Here is a 22688-nt window from a genome sequence, read left to right on the forward strand (position 1 = left end):
TCGGCCCAAGACCGGGAACGCCCGCACCGAGCGCTCGCGTCGGTTCAGGGTACACGCCGAGACGCACCCGTAAGAACTAAGTCTTACTCTGACGCGCGTGTTTTCCCACCGTTCCCATTGGCCGTGCTTTCACTTCACCTTGAGCAGGCTCCAAACGAAATCCAATCCGCTGCCGACGTAATCGCCGTCGCCAAGCTCGATGACAAAAGTGATGCTCGGAGCTTCTGCCGCCGGTGGTGTTGATGGGACCCAAGCTGCCAAAGCCTGCAGCGTCTGAGACGGGACTTTCAGTTTCTTCCAACGCCATTCGCCCCTGACCCGACCATCTATCCATCCGCCTGCCAGTCGGCTGACTGGCTCCGATATCCATTTGACCCGGAAACTCAGATCGCCCGCATCGGTATCAGATGCTTCATTCGGTTCAGGTATGAGTATTACCAGGGCGTAAGGAATCTCGCGCCTAGCGCAGAATTGGGCCTTGCAGATCTCCCCAAAGCTCCAATAAATGCTTTTCTTCGTCATCAACTTGACCTCGATGTGAAGAATCTCCAGTCCGGCCGCAAAGATTACTAAATCCGTCTCGCCGAAATCGTCTCGGTGATGCAGCTTGATCTCGAAAGCCCCCCCGATTAGCTCGTCTAAGCGAGCGTGAAGCCAAGCCTCTGCTTTCTGACCCTGCTGCTGCGGTTCTTGTCCGCGATGCCGAGAAGGCGATGGAGCTTGCGGCGCATCGCAAACCGCTGGTATAGGTACTGGCGTTGCGTCTGTTTCAGGGTCAGCCACTGGGGCCGTCCGTGGCGTTTGGGTCGGTGAGCTTCGGTGGGTTGCCGTCCACGATGTCGGTTGGTGGTGTAGCTCACTCGATGCTTTCGGCAGCGTCGTCGGGAGATGCTCGTCGCGGTCGATTGCGGGTCGCGATGGGGCCTTCGGCGGCTGCGCGTCCACCGGAGTTTCGGTGTTCGCATCCGCCCTCAGTTCAAGATTAGTGACAGTGACAACTTGGGGAAGCGGGGGTTGACTGGGCAACGGCTCCGCTTCGGGCGAAATCGGGCCTTCCTGATCCCATCGTTGCAATTCGTCGGGCGCAATGCCTTTGATCCGAAGGAATTCTATGCCAGCTTCCGGCGACTTCGCTGCTTCCACTGCCTGTAAGAGCCTGACGATCCCGTCTTCGACTAGCTTGTCGAGTTTCGACTTTTGGTTGAGTCCTTCTGCCACATGATCCCACAGCCCAGCTCCCTCCCCGGCACCGACATGCAGGATGTCGCCCACCCAGAGAAACGGCTGATCGATGCATCCCAAGGTCCCGCCCACTGTCAGGGCGACGTTAACCTGAAGCGGGCGGTGTGCTCGAATCTCCCGCGGCCATCCATCCCGAAGCCGCGCAGCCGCAGTCGGCCCCCCGGCGTGGTCAAACCAGGCGAGGACCAGCGAACGGACGCACTCGCACCACCGCAACCGTTCTTGGGCCGACCCGCAAGGTCGATGCTCAGCAACGTCAAGCCGCACCAAGGCACTGACTGCACGATCCTCACGCCCGAACATCTGCAATAATCGTCGCCCGTCCCTGACGCTGGCGAGCAATAGTCTGTGACCCGCCATCAAGAGCGCGGACCTGAATCCCTCAAAGCGAGGCTCATCGAGAATCGTCAGCTCGGATAGTGGAGAAAACACCAAGGTTTCGTCCGCGGCCACGCAAGGCAGCCGAGTATCGCGTGACCAACCATCGGCCTTGGCTTCCAACCGACTCAGGGCGCCCAAGAAACCATGAAGTTCATTGATCGGCGGCTCCCCAAACGGCCAACCAGCCAGCATGGAAAGCCAACCGCGCCACTGGTCAAGCGAGTAATCGTTCACACTGGCTCTTGCGCCGAAATCCAGCGCGAATGCCTCTAAGTCGCGCGTATCACTGGGATCACAGCCGGCAAGGCTAGGCCGGGGAAGCCATTTCAGCCAAGCACCGTGACTGCCGCTGCCGATTAGGAGGTCGCACAGGGCTGCGCTGCCATCCGGGAAGAGCGGCGATGGCTCCACCGAAAACAGCCGCGAGTTCTTGATCTGCCAGGCGATGAAACTATCCGCCGGTGTCGACTCGAATTGATTGATCTTCTTGATCTTCGCGCCATTCGGCCCGCGCCGACCAACGATAATCTTTCGTCGGGAAAGATGCGCCTTCAACTCCCAAAGCTCGCGTAGCGCTCTTAACCCAGCGGCGATCCCCTCAAGCCCGCCGATGAACTCTTCAAGCCCCTCGATGGCCCAAGCGTCGACCAAAGGCCAGCGCCCAACGGTGCCAGTTGCGACGCCTTGATTGCTTTTCTGAAGCGCCAGGCGACCGACCGTACTCCAGTAGCTGGGCCACCCAGCCAATCCCGAAAACTCGTTAGGCGGCGCATCAAGCGAAGCATAATCTTTCGGCCAGGTCCCATAGTCGTTGCTGTCATCAAGGTGCCTACGCCATTTCGGGGTCCAAGATACCCCAATGAACCGCAGCACGGGAGCAATGTTTTTGCCATACGGTAGCTGTTCCGGAGGGCCGAGGAGAAAGCGCTGACTATCCGAGCGGGCCACAAAGTTCTCGGCCCAAGGGTTATCCCAATCGGCACCTGCATAGACCCTATCTGCCGGCTGCCAACCATCGTGTCGGGTCGGCACCCAAATATGTTGGCCAAGCTGCTTCCGCAGTAGACTCTCGTGAACGTCGCTTGTCTCGTTGGCTTCACAGCCGAGCGAATGCAGGGCAAGCAACAGCTCGTTGCCTCGCTCAAGCCACCAATGTGAGTTTTCTTCCACTGCAGGAATAACTGCGTGCTTCAGCAGTTCATCGCGCCCATGCCCATGCAACTGACCCAGTCGAACGTCACGGGAAACCTGCGTATCCCAGAGCTTTCTCTTCTTAAGAGACGCTTGAAAGTCTGTTTCGAGCCAGTCGGCGCGGATAAAATTCGGCAGCGTTGGTTTATCTGCTCGCGGTTCAAAGAATGCACCACTATCGAGCCCCGAATCGGCCAAAGCACGATACGCTCCGTCAGCAACGCGCCAGATGGTCAACCGATGAGCGAGATTAATGAAGGACTTCTTCTCGCGCTCTACATCCTTCCATTCGTAGCGAGGCCAACAAATTTCCTGGTAGGTTTGCGCGAGAGTATCATGGGCGTTGCCCGCAATCTCGGGCGAGGTCGGCTGCCATCCCAGCAATGCCCTGATGTGCTCTCGCGGCGTCAGAGTGCTTGCGCCCAGATCGCACAAAATCGTGCTCGTGTCGCCGTTACACCAGTGCGGATGCGGCAACCCTGTTATCTCTGCCGCCAACGGGTTCGTCTCAAGCAGATTGCCGAGCCCGTGGTGCCATAGCTTCAGGTCTCGCGGAGCCGTTACCGACCCGGCAATCGTGCGGACAAATGCCGTCGACTTGACCTCATGGACAAGCCGCTGTTGCAGTTCTGCTTCGACAACATTACTCTCTCCACTGGAGTTGCTGGGACGCGGCGCAAGATAATACAGAGCGCCTGGACCGTACTGGGAGACCAGGCCGGGTATTAGTCTCTCCCGCAGCAGTTCGGACAACGCATTGATTAGTGTGCGCTGGTAGCTCAGATCGTCCTCGGCGAGGCGGCTGCGATCGGCTTTGAGCAGGAAGGTCCCATGCACGGCGATGGCCGGGAATGGTGAAAGACAATCGGTCGCAAAAAAGTTGGCAACCCGTGCGGCGCTTTCAGCGTCGTCGCCATCGACCTGATAGGCGAACCCAATCTCGGCGAGCCCGACCTCGTCAGACTTGGTGGGCCTCACTGAATCCGGCAGCAGGCGTCGAATCACCTGATAATGGGCGACCGGATGGCCGTCTTTGTTGATGTACAACTGATAACACCGAGTATTATCCGAGCTGCTCCGGTGCTCGCGGCGATCAAGCCGCCAATCGGTCAGAAGTCCGTCGAGGCTAACCTTGATTCGGCTCAGTTTGTCCAAGAAGAGCCATTGCCGGGGATCAATGTTCGCCAGTGCCTCTTGGACCTCCGTGAGCTTAAGCTTATCCGGCAGCAGCCTGAAGCGAAAGATCGTGGACCAACCTTCGGACACCAATACTTGAATCTGTGCATCCGACTGCGTATCCGGCTCTGGCGACAACGGGACCTGGAGCAGAGGCATGCGGTCATCGGGCCAAGGACCATCCTCTTCGATCTTGTCAACACCCGCTTTGCCGATCTTCTGGCGGATCTTTGTCGCGGCCTCTGTTCGATCGAAACGGGCGGCAATCCGTCCCGAGAAAAGCTCGATTCGGTCGGTCCAGTTCAATACCGACTTGAAGCCGGTACCTTTGCTGCCGATCATGCGCCGTGGGCGCTCGCGGTCCATGTGCGCCTGCTTTCCACTGTAGTTCAGCGTACACAGGGCACGGAATCCGCGATCAGTGAACGGCGCGCCCTCGTTCGCGACGATCAGCTCTCGGTCAACAAGCCGGATGAAAAAGCCGCCCTGCCGCTCGCCGTCGGAGAGTGCATCTTCCACATTTTGCAAGAGCTCAAGAATCGTGCGCTTTGCGTATTCGCGGCGTTCCTCGTTCTCGCGATTGCCATCGCTGCAAATCTGGATCGGCTTCGCCCGATAGGCGTTGAGTGTTTCCTCGCGCGTCTCGGTGACGACGTCTGGGGGACTGGGCTGGTCGGGACTCATGGTTGCTGGAACCGAGTCACGCCAGACCGCGGTCGGCCGGGGCTGGTGCCTGCCATGCTCAACCTGCGGGGTCCTGGGACTTGGCCGATGCCGGCAGCCGCAACAACCGTTCGCTGCGCCAGACACGAACGATGCGCACCCGCAACGGGTCCCGGCGATAGACAATCCGGAAGGGCGGATGGATCAGCTCGCGCAGAAAGGCTTGGTCAAACTCCGGAACGACCCGCCCGATGTCGGGGTGGTCGGCGAGAACCTCCACGCGTTCGAATATCTCGGCGACGAGCCGGTCGCCGACCTCCGGTACCCCTTCTTCGGCGTACCATTCCTGGATACCTGCCAAGTCGCTGAGGGCGGACTCGGCGAAGCTGACCCTAGCGACGCTCATGCCCCTAGGCCAAGCCGAATCTGGCCTTGGCCTCGGCGAGGGAGACCTCGCGGCCAGCGTCCAAATCGGCCAATCCCACGACCACCGCGCGCATGAAGGCGCGCTCCTCCGCGGCGTGCTCGTAATCGGCCACGGACTGCATAACGGCGACCCCGCGCCCTCTGCTGGTAAGCAGCACGGGCCGATGGGCCTCGGCAGCATGTTTGACCACTCGACCAGGATTGACCTTGAGGTCCGTTAACGGGACTACGTCTTCGGAGAATTTCACGCTCATGGGCGCCTGCCTCTGGGCTTGCTTGGTGCGGACAGTAGCACCTGTTAAGTGGTCTGCCAACATCGCTGACAACGGGAAGCGAGCCAAAGGAAGAAATTCTTAAGGGGACCGCAGTGATAGCCGCTTCCTCGGGGGTCTCACGCCAGATCCGAGACCTTGACCGTTGCGCGTGACGCCGGGACATACATGCGTGGAGTCCGGTATGGGGTGACTTGCGGTCTCTGACCGAGAAACCGCGGACGGCGGCTCCGGGTCGTGAGTGGTCTTCCGCCTGAGGGCCGCTGAATTGATCCGGTCCTGACGGGCCACCGTCCCGGCGCCACTCGTGATCCTCAGCGAACCGAGCACCGAAGCACCTCACCAACATCCGCAGCACCAGGTATGCCGGTGACTTACAAACGCTTCTGGCTGTTTGCAAGCACAAGCCCCAAAAGCACGGCGACGACGACCACCCCGACCGGCACGCCCGTCGCCGGTAGCGGGATGGGAGCAACCAACAGCATCAAGGTCCCGATCAGTATCCAAAGCAGCGCCCGCACCGCCCAGAAATGAATCAGCGGACTGGCATAAGAAAAGCCGTGCTGCCGGATACGCCGCCGTAACCACGCATCGTACGCGGCGGCCACGCCCAGGATCAGGCTGAACGGCCACCAGAAGAGCAGGACCGCCAGGCGCTGACAGGCCTGCCCGAGCGACCACCACACCACCTGCACCCGCCCCGCGAGCCAGGGCCAGACCGGGCTGTCCGCCAATTTCTCCAACCCCGCCCCGGCCATCCGCTGATCGGGGACCAGAACGTGGTAACTCCACGCCTCCAAGCCGGTGCGGACGAAACACGCCCGATACCAGCGCACGGCGCGGTCGAGGATGACGTCGGCCTGCGCCGGTCCCACGGCGTCCACCAGCGACGTCAGTTCTTTGGCGCTGACCTGGCGCGTCCAGTCGGTCGGCACCAGGGCGGCGAACAGGATGAACTCCATGACGAAGAGCAGCAGGCCCGCGGCGAGGGTCCAGAGCCAGATGCCCTTGCCGTCGGTGCCCTCATGGGAGTCGTCAAGCATCCTGGGACCCGGTCACCGACGCCAGGTCGCGGCCAGTCGATGGCAGGACGGCACGTAGCCGACGGCCCAGGATGCGCCGTTGGTCGGCCGTCATGACCTGCGCCAGCACCGCATGCTCGGACGCGGCGAGCGCCCCCATGAGCGCCTCGAAGAAGGCCGCAAAGCGCTCGCGATCGGGCACCCCGGCCTTCTTCGCGGCTTTGTGGGAGTTGATCGCGGCCACGGCGATGGTTTGCAGGCGGGCGTAGCGGGCTTCATCGGTGGGATACCCCGCCCAGAGTCCCAGTGCAAGGCGTTCGAGTAGCCCGCGGCTGTCCGGCCAGTCGATCTCGACCTGGGTCAGGGCCTCGCGCTGGGAGCGTTTCAGGGCCGCGTTCAGGTATCTTTTTCCCATAGCATGTTCCATTTGGTTCGGTAGCGTCGCGGCGTCGGGGGCGTCCGGCTCAGCCGCACCGTCGTCCGCGGTGGACGCGCTGGCGGCTGATGGCCCAAGGGGTCCGGCTGACCGCTCAGGAGGAACGGCCAGCAGCGCCGTGGGGCGCGGGTCGCCACCTGGCCCAGTGGCCGGCATCGTGACTGCCGCCTCGGCCGCACCGCGCAGCGCACCCAGGATCGGCAATCGACCCTTGACGATCCGCCCTCCCGAGAGCTTCGCGATGTACTCGAAGTTCGGGAGCTGCCCAAGCCAGGCCGGGCTGAACAACTCCACCTCCTCCTCGACCACGCGCTCGCCGGTGTTGCCGGTATAGAGCACCGGGTTGCTGGCATCGGTGGTGCTGCCATGCGAGCGCATGATGCTGACCACGCGGGTCTTCGGCAGGCTTTCGGCCACGTATTCCTGGGTCTCGGCATCGAGCACGCGCAACGCCACCAGATTGTTGATGTTGCCCAGTACCTGCCGGGCCTTGGCCTCGCTGCCGGTGCGGGCGGCGAAGTCGGCGAAGGTCTGGGCAGCGATCACCAGGCGCAGACCGGCACCACGGCCTTTGTTCAAGAGTTGGATGAAGGGGTCGTTCACCACTTCGGCCGACTCGTCGATGAACACGTTCACCGGACGCGGGCGCCCCTGGTGGTTGTAACGATCACCGGCCACCGCGGCCAGGTCGGCGATGAGGATCGAGCCGATGGCCGACCCGACCATGGTGTCCGACAGCGAGTCCAGACCGACGTAGAGCACTTCGTCGGCGTCGATCACGTCGGCCAAGTTGGTCAGGCGCCGCGGATCAGCCGCCTCGCCCGCGGCCGGTGACAACAGACCCTCCAGGTCCCCGGACGTGAGCATGCTCAGGATCGGCATCAGGCTCGCGACCATCTTGGAGAAGTGCACTTGCTCGCGTTCGTAGAGTCCGAGCAGCCCTTCCAGCACAGTCGAGGGATGGTCGCTGCTGACCCGCTCGCGGTAGTAGCGCACCAGCGCCTTGACCCGGGCAGTTGCATCGCGGGCACGGGCCAGGAGGGTCGCCGCTTCGGTCTCCCAGTCGGGGCGATAGGCGGCGAAGTGCCGCCTCAGCGCCCGTTCAACCAGAGCCTCGGCACCACCTTCCAGGTAGTGGCGCAAACTGACCAGACTCGGTCGCTCCTCGACCGCAAGCAGGCCTTGGACCACATTGCTCAGGGCCATTTGCCCGAAGCTCTTGAAGGGATCGTTGCCGGTCTCCGATGGGATCAGGGCCGCCACCCGGCTCGCCAGTTCGGTGGCACGGTTAAAGCTGTGCAAGGGGTCGATACGCACCGATTCGGCGGGAAAGGCCGGATGGAAATGCACGAAGCGCTCCGGGGTGCCGGCCAGGACGCACGCGCGCTGCGCCGTGTCGCGCAGGTCGCGGTCGCCTTTGGGGTCGATGATCAAGACCGCCTCACCACGCAGTACGGCTTGGGTGACCAGGAGGTCGAAGGTGCGGGTTTTGCCGGCGCCCGTGACCCCGACGATGAGCATGTGCCCGTCGGTATGCGACAGCGGGATACGCAGGTCCTGATCGCGTCCCCCCAAACCGTGCAGCCAGGTCGCACCCATGCGCTGCGGATCGCGCGGGGCAAACAACTCCGGTCCTGCCCGCATGAGGTCCAAGGCGCGTTGCGTGTGGATGGGGAGCCAGTCGAAGCCCCAGCCCAGCCACAGGTCCCCGGACCAGGACGGCAGGCGGGCCGCGAAGTCCTCCGGGGCGATGCACCCCAGCGAGTGTCCGCGCAGCCATTCGTGCTGGCTGGCGATCCGCACCGCACCCCGGACCCAGGTCAGCGCCATGGCGAGCGCCAGCCACGCGAGCCAGTGAAAGGCCCCCGTCGGCAGGCCCCACAGACCCGCGGTGACCGCGGCGACCACGGCCACGACGACCCACAGGATGAGCGCCCGGCGTTCATAGTTGGGGCGCCAGGGGTCGGCATCGGCCGCGGTCATGCGGCGGCGACCGCCGCTCCGCCGTCAGGGGTCATCCGGCAACCGGGCCGGTGCATCAGCGCCAGTTTCAGCGATTGCGGCTTGAGTCCTGCCGCCTGCGCCGCGGCGGCAATGTCCGCGGGCGTCACCACGACCAGGGCGCCCGGCCCGGTCGCACCCGCGGCCGCATGTGCCGCACGGACCTGGGCGATCAAGGCAGTGGCGACTGCGCTCGGGCTCTGTCCGGCCGTCGGCGCCGGACTGGAGGGGGTTGATTCAGGCGCGGTCGCCGTCGGTGTGGAACCGTGGGCGTCTTGAACGGGACCGGCGAGGGCCGACGGTGGCGGATTGCCCTGGATGGCCACAGCCAGCGTCCGGGGCGTACAGAGGTCCAACGCTCCGGCCGGCAGCAAGGCCGCGAAATAGCCGCTCGCTTCGACGTTGAGGGCGACCCCGTGGACCTCGTCACTCATCCGCACGTGCTGGTAGGGCTTCAGGATGTCGACCGCGAGCAGCGCGTCGTCCCACAGGGCCGCCACCTGGACCTCCACGGCGGGGCCAAACCCGTCCAGGCCAGCGGGCGTGCGGACCCAAATCTGATGGCCGGGTTGCTCCGGGAGGTACAGCACGGCCGCGGGCGCGCGCGCGCCGGTGCGGATCGCCGCCGCCAGGGCCAGCAGCAGACGCGCCCCCGTGCCGGGGCGTCGCGCCTGGAACCACGCCGTGGCCGCCGTACGGGGATCGGGGGCCCCCTGGGTGGCCGCGCCGGGGGCAGTTGGTGCCGCCGCCTGGGTCGTCATCGGCCGCGGCTGGCGCAACCGCTCCGCCGCCTGCTCAATGGGGGACAGGACCCGTCCTGTGCTGACCGGGAGCGGCAGCGCGGGAACCGCCGCAGGCCGTCCCTGGTCGGCGGCGGACGGTGGCGAAGCTTCCGCGCCAGCGACGGGCGGGAGGATGTCGGGCACGTCCAGGCGATCCGCCACGTCGTCCACCTCGTCGTCGTCCCACTCCAGCCCCAGACGCCTGGCTTCATCCCGGCGGGCGGCGTCATCCTCGGCCGCCGCTGCACGGTCCATCAGTACCGGGCGCGACCCCCCCTGCGGCGTACCGACCGGGTACCCCAGGACCTGGCCCGGGGTCGGGACCACGGCCCGCACCACGGCCTCGCCAACCAGGCCGACCGGGGCCGGCGCCGGCCCGGACAGCAGATGGTGCGGCGACGACAGGCGCAGCAGGGTCAGCGTGACCGGCTTGCCGTCGCGCGCCAGCGGGGCTGGCGCCAAGCGCCAGTAACGGCGCACCCCGTCGCCCTCCGTGGGGGGAAGCGCATACCGCCGCTCGATCAGCAGGTCCGCCAGCGTATCCGGGTGCCGCGGAATACCCGGGACGCGATCGGCAGCGAGCAGTTGGACGACTTCATCGCCCCCCTGGGGCCAGACCACGTAGAGACTGTCACCCAGCATCCACAGGCGCGCGCCCGGGGTGTTGATTTGCCAGGTACCGGCGCGCACCAGCCGCGCCATGGCGTCGAGCAGGTAGCGCTCAATCGGCACCCCCAGTGCGGTCGCCTGGGGGTCAATGCGGTTGGTCTTCAGATCCCGCTCGACCGAAGCGCGGTCGGCGTTGCTGACCAGTTGGGTCAGCGTCGCCTGCTCGTTCACCCCGGCCACCGCGTCGATCATGGCGTTGCCGATCTCCGGGTCCGCCGCGAACAACATCCTGAACACATCCGGCCCCAGCACCCGCTCGACGGCGAACATCCCCACCGACTGATGCCGGTTGTGGCGCCGCTCGCGCCAGTGTAGGTAGTAACTGTCGAGGCCGTGCCGGGCGGCCCAGTCGGCGATCGTCTCATGCATCGGCGACCAGGTCAGGGTGCCGTCACGGTTGGTCACCGACAGGTCGGAGATGGGCTTGCCGAGGTCGTGACACAGGCCCGCCAGCGCCGCCGCCAGGCGCCACAGGGGCTCATGCACGCGCCGCACGGCGGGCTCCCGGTCCATAGCGAACACCTTCCCGGCACTCGCCTGACCGGCCCAGAAGGCGACCTCCAGACTGTGATGCAGCAACCCGCCGGCACCGCGGTGATGGTGCGCCTCGGAGGCCGGCAGGAGGTGGACGAAGGCGGCGAAGCGGTCGACGACCGGGCGTACCTGCGTCTGGAAGAAGGTGGGCGTACAGCCAATCCCGTAGCGCAGCTTGCCCACCAGTTCGGCCTGGGTCGCCAGCAGTTGGGCCGAAGCCACCACCGGAAGGCCCTGCAAAAACGGCGGATAACGCGGGATGTCGGGGGGCGCAATCAGCGCTGGCGCGACCACGGGGGCGACGGTGGGCACAGGTTGGGCGGGTCGGCGGTGCAAGAAGTCGAAGATGTTCATGGCGCCCATGATGCCAACGGGGGCGCACCGGGCGTGAGTGCCGAACATTCGATTCTTGGTAGGGTATGCGGGAAGCCCCCCGCGTCTTGCCCGTCCAACTACCCAGCCGGGCACGCCCGCGCCGCCTGCACCGCACGGGCGGCGCTGCGCAGTTGCACCCGGGCCTGGCTGAGCTGGCGGGCCGCCGCCCGGATGCGCCCGAGCGTCTCTTCGGCCTCCATGATGAGGTCGATCTGCCACGGCCGCGCCTGCGCGCGGAAGGCCGCCCGCTGGTAGCGGTCCCCCGTCCCACGGGGGATGTAGGTGGTGTGGCAGCGGCGCCCCGCACGGCCATGGGCGAAGGTAAAGGAGACCCACTCCACGGCGAAGGCGCCGGGGGTCGACTGCGGGCTGTGCTGGGCGCGCACGCGCACCCCGAGTTTGCCCCACTCGCTCTTCGGGTGGTCGCGCCCGACATCGGTCAGCCGGGCCTGGAAGCGCTCGATCGCGGCGTGGGCGTCCTGCGCCAGCGCCCCCAGACTCTCCTCGACCAAGCGGTCGATCAGCGCGCCCGCCCCGGCCAGCCCACTTTCGGTGGCCGTCCCTGACTCATCCCCCTGCCCCGCGGCGCGCATCGCGGCCGGCACGTTGGTATCGCTCATCACCTTTCCACAATCTTATCTTTTGGAGTAGCGCCCACCGACTACTCACGTATGCTTCATCAGGGGCGCCGGTGCGCCGCATGGGCAGGATGGCCGCGGCCCGTATTCACCTGGCGGGTGAAGAACGGTGCGCGCTTTTCACGTCAGCGCATTTGCTCATTGTTACAGGTCACTGCGTCGCATCGCAACCCTGCGGGTCATCACGCACCCTGCGCGCGGCGCTACTCACGTCATCGTGGCGTCTGCGCCACGGCCTGACGCCGGGCCTTGGCTAGGCACGTCAGCGCGCGGCGACGCTGGCTTGCACGTCTGGCGGTGGGTTTCTATTTCAGTGGCTTGCGGCCACTCCCCGCGATCCGGTACTCACATGACGGGGCCGCCGATCAACTACTCACGTCTATTCGGCGACGGCGGCCATCCGAAGTCGCTGGTCGACGCGCCGGCACTTCCCGCATTCCCCCCACAAAACCGAACTTTGGGCACTCACCGCGCAGGTCTTATTCATGGGACCCTCTGCTGCACGTTCTCGACCCGCTCTCGACGTCCCGGTTCACGCTGCTCGCCGAACCGCCGTTTTCCGGTCCTGGTCTATGACCTGGGAGACCCGCGTCGACCTCTTCTCTACCTGTGGAGCCGCCATGCCCATTGCCGCCCTCGATATCGGTTACTCCAACCTCAAGGTGGCCAGCGGTCGCCCTGGCGGTCCGCCCCGCGTGATCATCCGCCCGGCCGGGGCCGCACCGGCCGAGCGGTTGGGCGAGCGCATCCGACACGCAAACCCAGACACCACGGACGCACCCATCTTCGTAGACATCCACGGCCGCCGCTGGGCCGCCGGGATCGAGCCGGCTCGCCTCGACGGCTGGGTGCGCTCGCTGCACGCGGACTACGCCAGCACCGATGCCTATCTGGCGCTGGTGCGCGCCGGGCTGGTGCTCACCGGCGAGCGGTGCCTCGACACCGTGGTGACCGGCCTGCCGGTCGGGCAGGCCAGCGACCCGCGCCGCTGCGAGGCCCTGCGGCAATTGATCCTGGGCGCCCACCAGACGGGGGTCGGCGTCATTGAGGTGGCGAAGGTACGCGTCGTCCCCCAACCCGTGGGCGCCTACCTGGACCTGGTGTGGTCGGCCACCGATCCGGCGCTGCTGGAGCGCATCGAGACCGGCGCGGTCCTGGTCCTGGACGCCGGTTTCTACTCCTTTGACTGGGCGCTGGTGGTCGCCGGCGAACTGCGCCGGTCCGCCTCCGGCACCAGTCTGGAGGCCATGTCCGTCCTGCTGGAGCGGGCCGCGCGACAGCTCGCCGAGGTCTATGGCGGCAAGCCGACCCCCCTCGCCCTGGAGGGTGCGGTGCGCGCCGGGCGCGCGACCTGGCTGCAAGCGGGCCACACCGTGACCTTGGAGCCGGTGCTGCGCCAGGCAGCAACCGAAGTCGCCGGGGTCGCCTTGGAGGCGCTGCGCCAAGCGTTGCGGCGCGAGGAAGCGAATGTCGACCTGGTGCTGCTCGCCGGGGGCGGCGGGGCACTCTACGGGGCAACGCTCGGCCGCCTGTTCCCGGGGGCCACGGTGGTGGTCTCGGACGACCCGGTGGCGGCCAACGTACGGGGATTCTTTCGTCATGTCCGCTGAGCAAGGTGCACGCATCCCCCGCTTTCAGGTCCAGATCACGGCCGCCTACGCCGAACTGGCGCAGGACCTGGCACGGCTGCCGCCGCGCACCCGCCCGGAGCGGCTGCGGGCCCTCGCCATGGTGGGGGTGGCGGTGATGAGCGGGAAGATCGGGGCCCTCAGCACCCCCGGCACGGCGCTCCCGGCGCCGTCGGAGCTGTCGGAGCCAACCGCTGACCCACAGTTGGGGCGGCGCTTGCGGTTGTTGGAGGCCATTTCCGCCGATGCCTAAGTTACGCAGAGTACATCTTTCCGATCTTTTTTATAGTATTTTAAGATATCCATTATTCTTCGTGACCGCCGGACTCCTGATCGCCCTCCCGCGACTGGGGGTGGCGGACACGTCTGCTCCAGGAGCAACCACATTGGCTGGAACTGAATTTGAGCGCGCCGCCCAGGCGCACGGCGTCCGCCCGGCGCTGTTGTACGCCCTGGCGGTCGCGCGCAGCGGCCAGGTCGATGCGCTCGGCCGCGTCGCGCCCTGGCCTTGGACGGTCATTGAGCGGGGCCAACCGCACTACTACCAAGACCGCCCCCACGCCGCGCAAGCACTCCTCGCGCCGGAATTTGGGCCCGTCCAGAACACCCGCGACGTCGGTCTGACGGGGATCAACAGCACGCACCTGGGGACGCGCGGCGCGGCGGCATCCGACCTCCTGGACCCGGCGACCAACCTGCGCCTGGCCGCCGCGATTCTGGCCGACGGCCTGCGTGCGACCCCGCACGACCCGGCACTGGCGATCGGCCGCGTCGCCTATCCCACGGATGCCCGCGCAGCGCGGGCCTTGGGGCAGCAGGTTCAGGGCATCGCGACGGCCTTAGGCGCAGCGCCCAGCGGCGCGCCGGCACCCCGCATCGGCTGCCGCGTTCCTCCCCCGGTGCCGGCGGCGCCTGTTGCCGCCGGGCGTGGCCCCGCCGCGGCGGCGCAGCGGCCGAGCGTCGTCGACCTCATCAAGACGGCCGCCGCCCGCCATGGGGTGGACCCCGCGTTTGCGCTGGCCATCGCCAAGAACGAGAGCGGCTTCCGCCAATCAGCCCTGAGTCCAAAAGGAGCGCGCGGGGTCATGCAATTGATGCCCGGGACCGCCGCTCGCTACGGCGCTGACCCACACGATCTGGGGCAGAACATCGAGGCCGGGGTGCGCTATCTGCGTGATCTGGCAGATCTGTTCGGCGGTGACGCGGCCCTGGTGGCGGCGGCCTATAACGCGGGAGAGCACGCGGTCGTCAAGCACGGCTGGCGCGTACCCCCCTATCGCGAGACGCAAGCCTATGTGCCACGGGTACTGGCGGCGCGGGAGCACCTGTGGTCTCAACCCTGACGCTGAACGCCCCGACGCACGCGGAGACGATCCGCCGACTCAACACCGCCTTCTTCCTGGCCGCGCGGGACGCCGCACGCGAGAGCGTCCCGTTCGCCGTGACCGCCTTCGGCGTCCCCGAGATCCTGGCGCAGTGGTTACTGACCGCCGCCCCCGATGAGGTCATGGCGCTGGCGCGACTGCCGGTCTGTGCGTTTGCGGTCCGCTTGCCCGCCCGGGCGGTGCAGACCGTCTGCCGGCCGGGACCCGCGCGCGCGGTGGCGACGGATGGCCCGCTGGTGGCGATGCATACGGCGCTGCTGGCCGTGGGGGGCGCCCATGAGTGCGGTTGAGCGCTACACCGCCCTGCAGTTGGCGGTGCGGCTGGTCCGGCACGGCGTCAAACTCTCCATTGTGCATTCCGGCACCGGTGTCGCCCGCGATTACCTGCGCACGCTGCACCGCGAGATCCACGGCCATTCACCGCGTGGGGGGCCGCTCGTGACCAGCGTGGGCACCGTCATCAAGACCCGCCCGCAACAGGCCCAGGCCTCGCTGTTCGCCGCCTTGTATATGAAGCTCGACGGCCATGGACTCTACCAGGCCATCAACTACACCGCCTTGCTCGATGCCTTCGAGATGTACCTGGCGCTGCTCCCGACGCCGCAGGCGGCGCTGCTCGACATCAATCTGGCCTGGGCCACCGCGCGCGACCTGCGCGGCGGCCAGGCGGACCTACAGCACTGCCCGGCGTGCGCGGTGGGGTATCTGGTGATGCGGGCGGGCCATATTGGATCAACCTGTCCTCTGTGTTCACTGTATGCGCGCGTCTAATTTCCCACGCTGGTCGCTGGTTGGGCTGGGCCTGGTCATGGCCTGCGCGGCCAGTGCCGAGCCTGAGGGGTTTTGCACCGGCAAGTCACAGGGTTGGTTTTGGTACCGCCACGACCCCACGCCGCCCCTACCCCCAGAACCGGTGCCCCCTCCCCCGCCCGCCCCCGCGCCGACCGCCGGACCATCACCGGAGGCGCCGGCGCCGCAACCGGTGCCACTGTCCGCCGCCTGGATGCGCGAGCACCTGGATCGCTATCGGGATCGCGCCATCGATGACCCGACCCCGGAGAACGTCGCGGCCTTCTTTTACTTGCAACGGGTGGTCCTCGATAAGTCTTCGACCTTCGCGAAAGTCGCCGCGCGCGTGGTCCAGGGCAATCCCGACCTCGACGAGATTACCCAGCGCCCCACCGCCACCTTCGGCGCCAACCTCGCGAACAAGACGGCTGGGGACGCCCGGGACGCCGTGCTCGGGCGCATCGCGCGGCTTGCGGCGGTGTGGTTCTTCTTTCGTTCTGACTGCCCCTACTGCGAAGCGCAGGCCCCGTTGCTCGAGCGGATGGCCCAGCGCTACGGCTTCACCGTGCTCCCCATCTCGCTCGACGGGAAGCCGCTACCCAGTGGCGCGTTTGCGACCTTTCGCGCCGACGCGGGCCAGGGCCAGGCCCTCGTGGTGCGCGCCACGCCGACCATGTTCCTGGTGCACCCCGCGCCCGACGGACCCACGGTCGCACCGGTGGCCCAGGGGCTGCTGTCGCTGGCCCAGTTGCAGGAGCGCTTCGTGACGGCCGCCGTCACGGCCGGCTGGATCACGGAAGCCGACGCCAATCCAACCCGGGCCGTGACGACCGACGCGGGCGCCGCGACACCCACACCCACGGGCGACCTGCCCGACGACCCCGCCGCCCTGGTGGCCCGCCTGCGAGGCAGGGTCCCGTCAAAGTCCGGGGGCTTGACGTAGCGGCGGGGGCCTCGGGCGATGCGAAGCGCGCGGGTGACGGTCGGGCGGTAGATCTGGCGAAGACGATCGCGGGGTTGGGCGAGGCGCGCGAAGGGGAAGTGCGCGGGCGCAGGCGAGCGCCAGCCTCCGCCGGAGCGGCCGTGCGTCAGCGTCAGCGGCGTCGGGTGTCAGACGCCGATGGCGGCCAGGGCCCGGCGCGGTTGGTGAGCGAAGGCGCGCAGGGCGCTGGCGATATTGGTAAAGCCGTGCAGACGAGCCAAGGCGATGGCGAAGTTGCGCAGGCTGGCCATGATGGCCGGTCCGTGGCCGACGCGCACGCGCGAGCGATCCTCGTCGAAGGTGACGTCGCGGACATAATGGGAGCGGTTCTCGATGCCCCAGTGGCCGCGGTTGAGTTGCAGGAGTCGCGGCGGGTCGGCCAACTGCGGTGGCAGGCTGGTCACGGCGAACACCGTCTCGTCGCGTTGCTTGCCCGACGTGAGTTCGGTGACGGCGCGTTCGATGCGACAGACCTGGGCGACGTGGGGGAAGTTGACGTAGTCGTTGAGGGCCGTGGAGGCCATCAAGCGGCGCTGCTCCAGGCGCCCATGGCCCTTATCGAGGGTCGTGGTGCAGAGGGGGGAAATGCGCCTCGGTCAGGGCGCTGAGGTCGGCATAGAGGGTGGGCTGATTTTCTTTGACCGTGAAAAAATAGTGGGCCTGTTTCTCCTCGACCAGGAAGCGCGCGGTCTCGCGTTGGGTATGCAGCGCATCGGCGGTGACCACCCGTCCCGTGAGGTCCAAGGGTGCGAGCAGCGGTTTGAGCTCCGGGATCTCGTTGGTCTTGGCCGGGATCTCGCGCTGCGCCACGGTCACGCCCTGATCTTGGAGGAACGCGCTGAGCAGATGCACCTGGGTGCCGTCGGGGCGCACCGCCCCGCGCAGGGCCTTACCATCGACGGCCACGGCATCGTCGGCAGCGACGAGGCCGAGCAGCCAGTCACTCAAGGTGGCATCAATGGCGGCAACGTCGCTGGCTTGCAGGACGCGGCGCAAGGTCGGCTCGGAGGGTGGCTCGAAGCGCTCGGTGCGGGGATTGTAGCGGGCGTGTAGACGCTTGAGTTGGGCCTGGGTCAGGCGCGCTGCCCACTCGGCGAGCGCGGTATAGCCGCGGTTGCCGGCGAGTACGGCGGCGAGGCCGATGCTCAACACCGTGGCCTGGGGATGGCGTTTACCGCGCGGACGGCGCCGATCGGGCAGCGCGCGCAGACGCTGCTGCAGGTCCTGCATCTGGGCCGTGGTCAGGGTGACGGATTGCATTGGCGTGCTCCAAGGGGCGGGTAGCACGGGGGCGCACAACAGCGCCCGGGCGCGTGGGTGCAACGGATAGACGAGTGCCTGCTTGGGTTCGCCATGGGGGGTATAGCGGCCGTTGCAGCGCGCAAAGCCGCGCGTGGTGCCGACCACCTGCCAGTTGGCGGCGCGGTAACAGGCACCGGTAAAACGCGTTGGATCGACGAAGGTCTCGGCCAGCAACAGGCGGTGACCATGGACGCGCAGCCAATCGTCGGACAGGCGCCGCAGGTTCAGCGCCAGGATGCGCGAGGCCAGATTAGGGACGCGCCCGGTGGCGGGGAGGATCAAGAACCGGGCGTTGTTGGCCAGCAGATGCAGGCGTTGATAGTGCAGCACCCGCGGCCAACCGATCCAGGCATCGCGGGCCGCGCACTTGAGCGCCGCCGCCTGCCAGCCGAGCAGCGCCAGCCAGCACCCATCAAGCGTGGCAACGTAGCGTAAGGTCTTGCCGAATAACGAGCGTAGGCCCAGGTAATGATGCGCCTCGACCAGCGCATCCCACGCGTCCCGCTCCCCGGGCAGGATCAGGCGGACCTCCAGACGCCGGAGTAACTCCGACGCGGGGCGGCAGGACTGGCAAGGAATTTCGGCCATGCCGACTGTTGTAAGACATTTCGGGCCGAAAATCCAGTTCTGCGAACATCGGTCACAAGCTCAAGGGGCTACGGGTGAACTCGACGGAGCCCTGGCCTGCGAGGGGTGCGGCCTTGACATGATGTGCCTTTGAGGAGTATTTCGTAACCTTCTGTGACTAGACGAGAAGGTGCAGTCGTGACGAAGGTAGTCAGGATCTCGGGTGACGAGGTGACGGTCGAGGTAACGGTGCGGCTCAGCGGTAGCCTGCTGGACATGGAAGGAGCCATCCAGGAGGCCACCAACGCGGTGGGGCGCTGCGCCACCGAGGAGGCGCTGCAGCGTTTCGACACCGACGGCAGTGCGATCCGTGTCGGCGCGATCAAGCTGACCGCGCGCGGGCGCGATCCGAAGGAGTACCAGACGCCTTACGGGCCGGTCGAGGTCGAGCGTTATGTCTACCAAAGCTCGCGCGGCGGGCGGATCTACTGTCCGCTCGAGCACCAGGCGCGGATCGTGCGCGGGGCGACCCCCCGATTCGCCAGTCAACTCAGCCACAAGTATGCGCAGCTCAACGTGCGCGCGGTGCAGACTGACCTTGAGCAGAACCACGGTCGGACGATCGCTACCTCGTATATTCAAAATGTTGCGGAGTGGGTAGGCACCATCGCCACGGCCAAAGAGGAGGACTGGGAGTACGCGATGCCGGCGCTTGAGACGCCCATCGCGACCGTCGTGGTCAGCCTCGACGGCGCCATGATCCCCATGGCCGACAGTGCGGGCTGGCGCGAAGCCATGGTCGGAACCCTCTCGCTTTACGACGACGAGGGCGAGCGCCAGCACACCATCTACCTCGCTGCGGCACCCGAGTACGGCAAGCAGGAGTTCCGGCAACGCATGGAGCGCGAGATCCAACGCGTCAAGCGGCACCTCCCCGAGGCACTGTACCTGGGCATCGCCGACGGGGCGGCAAGCAACTGGCGGTTCCTCGAGCAACACACCGACCGCCAGTTGATCGATTTTTTCCATGCAACGGAATACGTGGGCAAAATCGCCCAAGCGACCCATCCGCAGCGCCACGCCGAGGGCCCGCGCGCGCAGTGGCAGAGCGCGCACTGCACGACGCTCAAGCACGACCCCGCCGCCCTTGACCTGCTCATCGGCGAGGCCGCGCGCCTGTCGCAGCGGCACACCCTCTCGCAGACGCTGCGCGACGACGTTCTCAGCGCTTGGACCTACTTCACCAACCATCGCCATCAAATGGACTACCCGGGCTTCGTCGCCGCGGGACTGCCGATCGGATCGGGCGTCACCGAGGCCGCCTGCAAGACCTTGGTCAAGCAACGGCTATGTGCCTCCGGGATGCGCTGGAAGAACAAAGGGGCCAAGATTGTGCTCAGCCTACGCGCACTGACGCAGACCACCGGACGATGGGCACAGTTCTGGCCGAAGATCGACCAGTTTGGGGCTGAGTGCTACGGTTAGGCACATTATTCGGAGGCCGCATCCGGCGATATCCGCATCCAGCACCCATTTCGCACTGCCCTTCCTGGACAGATTGATATGGAGCTTCTGTGTCCTTCCGGTAAGGCTGCATGAAATCCCGTCCCTAGCCCGGTAGCGTAGGAGCCCCGTTTTTGGTGATCCGGAGGCTCCACGATGTCACTGTCACTTCCCGCCGCGGCCGATCTGGCACAGACGGCCGCGGCCTTTGCCCACTGGCGCAACACCACGTCCCAGGGCGCGCGCATTCCCGCGGAACTGTGGTCGCGGGCGGTTGAACTGGCCGCCCGCCATGGGGTAAGCAAGGTCGCCACGACGCTGCGACTGGACTACGCCGGTTTGAAGCGGCGGCTGACGGCGCGGACAGCGCCCCTGCCGGTGCCCACCACGGCGCCGCCGGCCTTTGTGGAAATGATGCTGGGCTTACCACCGTCGGGGCCGGGCTGCGTGCTGACCCTGTCCGACGCCCGTGGTCGTTCGTTGCGCATCGAGTGGACCGGGGCGGCGACCGGCGAGGTCGCGACGGTGGCGTGTCGCCTGTGGGAGGCGGCGCCGTGCTTGCCCTGACCCCGCAGTTGCGGGTCTTGGTCGCGACGGACCCGGCGGACTTTCGCCAAGGCATTGATGGTCTTGCCCGGCGGGTGCGCCAGGTGTTGGCGGACGAGCCCATGAGTGGAGCACTCTTCGTCTTCCGCAACCGCCGCGGTACCGCGATCAAGCTCCTGGTCTACGACGGCCAGGGTTTCTGGCTGTGTCAGAAGCGCCTGTCCGAAGGCCGCTTTCGGCACTGGCCGAGCGGCCCGCCGGGGCAGGTGCTGGCCCCCCAGGAACTGGCGGTATTGCTCGCCGGTGGGGATTGGCGCGCCGCGGCGGGGGCGCCGGTGTGGCGGGCGTTGACGCCGGGGGCGTGACGTGGCGGTGTACGATGCGGTATAACGCCGTGTATGAACACGACGCTCCTGCACCACCGGCCAGTCGCGGCATGAGCCGGCGTAAGAACCCGCGCACCCCGCGGGTGTCGGTCCCCATCGCGCGACTCGATGCCATTGTCGAGCGCACCCGTACCCAAGCGCTGCCGGTGGATGACCACGCCACCCTCAAGGCGGCGGTCGACACCTTGGCGCGCCTGACCGAGGAACTGGAGACCACGACCACCACCCTGGAGCGGGTGCGTCGGCTGATTTTCGGACCCCGCACCGAGACCACGGACACGGTCCTGGGCAAGGACCAGCCAGCGCCGCGCGATGCCCCGGCGCCGCCGGCCGACGCCGACCCGGCGGCGCCGGGCGCCAGCGACGGCGATGCCACGCTGCCGCCCCACCAAAAGACACGCACTGGCCACGGCCGCAACGGGGCCGACAAGTATCCCCGCGCCCCGCGCATCCCGGTTGCCCACGCCACCTTGAAGCAGGGCGACCCCTGTCCCGAGCCCGGTTGCACCGGCCGGGTCTATGTCCAACGCCAGGAGCCCGCCGTCCTGGTGCGCGTCACCGGCGTGGCGCCCCTGCAGGCGCAGGTCTACACCCTGGAGCGGCTGCGCTGTGGGCTGTGCGGCACGGTGTTTACGGCCGACCCCCCCGCGGGCGTGGGCGCGGCGAAATACGACGCGACCGCCGCCGCCATGATCGCCTTGCTGAAATACGGCTGCGGGCTGCCGTTTCATCGCATCCAACGCCTGGAGCAGGCGCTGGCCATCCCCCTGCCGGCCACTACCCAATGGGATGTGGTCGCGGCGGCCGCGCCGTGCCTCGCCCCCGCGGTGGAGGAGCTGGCCCAGCAGGCGGCGCAGGGCACGGTGCTCTATAACGACGACACCACCATGCGCATCCTGAAATTCACCGCCGAGGCGCGGGCCGAGGCGCTGCCCCCGGGAGCTAACGCCGAGCGCACCGGGGTGTTCACCAGCGGCGTCGTCGCCGAGACCGTCAATGGCCCGATCGCCCTGTTCAAAACCGGACCTTGTCATGCCGGGGAGCACCTCGCCGAGGTCCTCAACCGGCGCCACGACCCCGTGCCCCCGATCCAGATGTCCGACGCCCTGGCGCGCAACACCCCGGGGGATCATCCCACGCAGGCCGCGTCCTGTATTCCCCATGGGCGCCGCAAGTTCGTCGAGGTCCATGACGCCTTTCCCGACGAGGTCGCCTTCGTGCTGGAAACCCTGCGTCCCGTGTTCCACACTGACCACCAGGCCCAGCACCAGGGACTCGACCCGCACGCGCGCTTACTCCTGCACCAACAGGAAAGCGGCCCGCGGATGCAGGCGCTCCACGACTGGATGGCCACGCAGTTGGAGACGCACGCCGTGGAGCCCAACTCGGGGCTCGGTCAGGCGATCCGCTACATGCAGAATCATTGGCAAAAAATGACCCTGTTTCTGCGCGTACCCGGCGCCCCGCTGAGCAACAACATCTGCGAGCGGGCGCTCAAGAAGGCCATCCTGCATCGCAACAATTCGCTGTTTTATCGCACCTTGAACGGCGCCAAGGTCGGCGATCTGTTCATGAGTCTGATCCATACCGCGGAACTGCACCAAGTGGCGCCGTTTGATTACCTGGTCGCGCTGCAGCGCCATCCCGCCGCGGTGGCACTCGACCCGCCGGCCTGGATGCCCTGGAATTACACCACGGCGCTGGCGCGCCTGGCCGCCGAACCCGCGCCGGACTGATCCCGCGGCGGCCCCGTGCCGCCCGTGCGGGCCTCCTCCCCACACCGCCCAAGGTC

General features: G+C 66.8%; 19 protein-coding genes. 10 read left to right on the plus strand and 9 right to left on the minus strand.

Going from position 1 to position 22688, the window contains the following annotated elements:
- Positions 1–129 precede the first annotated feature (129 nt).
- From THSYN_RS30440 to mobI, 7 genes are all read right to left on the minus strand, one after another.
- Positions 130–4674 (minus strand): sacsin N-terminal ATP-binding-like domain-containing protein, encoded by a 4545-nt coding sequence (locus THSYN_RS30440; protein WP_100922834.1) that lies wholly within the window; start codon positions 4672–4674, stop codon positions 130–132.
- 58 nt (positions 4675–4732) lie between these two features.
- Positions 4733–5059, minus strand: coding sequence for a type II toxin-antitoxin system RelE/ParE family toxin (locus tag THSYN_RS30445; RefSeq protein WP_100922835.1), 327 nt, complete (start codon positions 5057–5059; stop codon positions 4733–4735).
- A gap of 4 nt (positions 5060–5063) precedes the next feature.
- Complete coding sequence (locus tag THSYN_RS30450; RefSeq protein WP_100922963.1) at positions 5064–5333, minus strand: type II toxin-antitoxin system Phd/YefM family antitoxin; 270 nt, start codon at positions 5331–5333, stop codon at positions 5064–5066.
- Positions 5334–5725: 392 nt separating this feature from the next.
- On the minus strand, positions 5726–6394 hold the full coding sequence (locus THSYN_RS30455; protein ID WP_100922836.1) for an IncC plasmid conjugative DNA transfer DtrJ family protein: 669 nt from the start codon (positions 6392–6394) through the stop codon (positions 5726–5728).
- Positions 6387–8792, minus strand: a complete 2406-nt coding sequence (traD, locus tag THSYN_RS30460) for a conjugative transfer system coupling protein TraD (RefSeq protein ID WP_100922837.1) — start codon at positions 8790–8792, stop codon at positions 6387–6389. Before traD ends, THSYN_RS30455 begins: the two co-directional genes overlap by 8 nt.
- On the minus strand, positions 8789–11149 hold the full coding sequence (gene mobH / locus THSYN_RS30465; RefSeq protein ID WP_172965407.1) for a MobH family relaxase: 2361 nt from the start codon (positions 11147–11149) through the stop codon (positions 8789–8791). The genes traD and mobH overlap by 4 nt, the downstream gene beginning before the upstream one ends.
- Positions 11150–11247: 98 nt before the next feature.
- Positions 11248–11790, minus strand: coding sequence for a conjugative transfer protein MobI(A/C) (gene mobI / locus THSYN_RS30470; RefSeq protein WP_100922839.1), 543 nt, complete (start codon positions 11788–11790; stop codon positions 11248–11250).
- A gap of 638 nt (positions 11791–12428) precedes the next feature.
- On the opposite strand from mobI, the gene THSYN_RS30475 reads away from it, so the two are divergent.
- The 6 genes from THSYN_RS30475 (at position 12429) to traF (ending at position 16553) form a co-directional block, all read left to right on the plus strand.
- On the plus strand, positions 12429–13418 hold the full coding sequence (locus THSYN_RS30475; protein ID WP_100922840.1) for a ParM/StbA family protein: 990 nt from the start codon (positions 12429–12431) through the stop codon (positions 13416–13418).
- Positions 13408–13689: a hypothetical protein gene (locus THSYN_RS30480; RefSeq protein ID WP_100922841.1), complete on the plus strand. Its 282-nt coding sequence runs from the start codon at positions 13408–13410 to the stop codon at positions 13687–13689. The genes THSYN_RS30475 and THSYN_RS30480 overlap by 11 nt, the downstream gene beginning before the upstream one ends.
- Before the next feature lie 133 nt (positions 13690–13822).
- Positions 13823–14779, plus strand: a complete 957-nt coding sequence (locus tag THSYN_RS30485) for a lytic transglycosylase domain-containing protein (protein ID WP_236849009.1) — start codon at positions 13823–13825, stop codon at positions 14777–14779.
- A complete protein-coding gene (locus THSYN_RS30490) occupies positions 14764–15111 on the plus strand; it encodes a hypothetical protein (protein WP_100922842.1) in 348 nt (115 codons plus the stop codon). Before THSYN_RS30485 ends, THSYN_RS30490 begins: the two co-directional genes overlap by 16 nt.
- Positions 15098–15592, plus strand: coding sequence for a FlhC family transcriptional regulator (locus THSYN_RS30495; RefSeq protein ID WP_157818056.1), 495 nt, complete (start codon positions 15098–15100; stop codon positions 15590–15592). The genes THSYN_RS30490 and THSYN_RS30495 overlap by 14 nt, the downstream gene beginning before the upstream one ends.
- Before the next feature lie 37 nt (positions 15593–15629).
- Positions 15630–16553: a conjugal transfer protein TraF gene (gene traF / locus THSYN_RS30500; RefSeq protein WP_236849047.1), complete on the plus strand. Its 924-nt coding sequence runs from the start codon at positions 15630–15632 to the stop codon at positions 16551–16553.
- A gap of 167 nt (positions 16554–16720) precedes the next feature.
- On the opposite strand, the gene THSYN_RS36590 is transcribed toward traF, so the two are convergent.
- Positions 16721–17116, minus strand: a complete 396-nt coding sequence (locus tag THSYN_RS36590) for a hypothetical protein (RefSeq protein WP_100917962.1) — start codon at positions 17114–17116, stop codon at positions 16721–16723.
- A gap of 31 nt (positions 17117–17147) precedes the next feature.
- The gene (locus THSYN_RS30510) at positions 17148–18482 is read right to left on the minus strand and encodes an ISAs1 family transposase (RefSeq protein ID WP_216644545.1); all 1335 of its coding nucleotides are present in this window, start codon (positions 18480–18482) and stop codon (positions 17148–17150) included.
- Positions 18483–18659: 177 nt separating this feature from the next.
- Between THSYN_RS30510 and THSYN_RS30515 the strand changes: the two genes are divergently transcribed.
- The 4 genes from THSYN_RS30515 to tnpC all read left to right on the plus strand — a co-directional run bounded on the left by THSYN_RS30515 (position 18660) and on the right by tnpC (position 22632).
- Complete coding sequence (locus tag THSYN_RS30515) at positions 18660–19946, plus strand: ISKra4 family transposase (protein WP_100922845.1); 1287 nt, start codon at positions 18660–18662, stop codon at positions 19944–19946.
- Between the two features lie 174 nt (positions 19947–20120).
- Positions 20121–20531, plus strand: coding sequence for a hypothetical protein (locus THSYN_RS30520; RefSeq protein ID WP_100918903.1), 411 nt, complete (start codon positions 20121–20123; stop codon positions 20529–20531).
- A complete protein-coding gene (tnpB, locus tag THSYN_RS30525; protein WP_100918902.1) occupies positions 20519–20875 on the plus strand; it encodes an IS66 family insertion sequence element accessory protein TnpB in 357 nt (118 codons plus the stop codon). Before THSYN_RS30520 ends, tnpB begins: the two co-directional genes overlap by 13 nt.
- Positions 20876–20946: 71 nt before the next feature.
- Positions 20947–22632, plus strand: coding sequence for an IS66 family transposase (tnpC, locus tag THSYN_RS30530; RefSeq protein WP_157817550.1), 1686 nt, complete (start codon positions 20947–20949; stop codon positions 22630–22632).
- Positions 22633–22688: the final 56 nt, after the last annotated feature.

Origin of the sequence: Candidatus Thiodictyon syntrophicum (assembly GCF_002813775.1) — a bacterium.
GTDB lineage: Bacteria > Pseudomonadota > Gammaproteobacteria > Chromatiales > Chromatiaceae > Thiodictyon > Thiodictyon syntrophicum.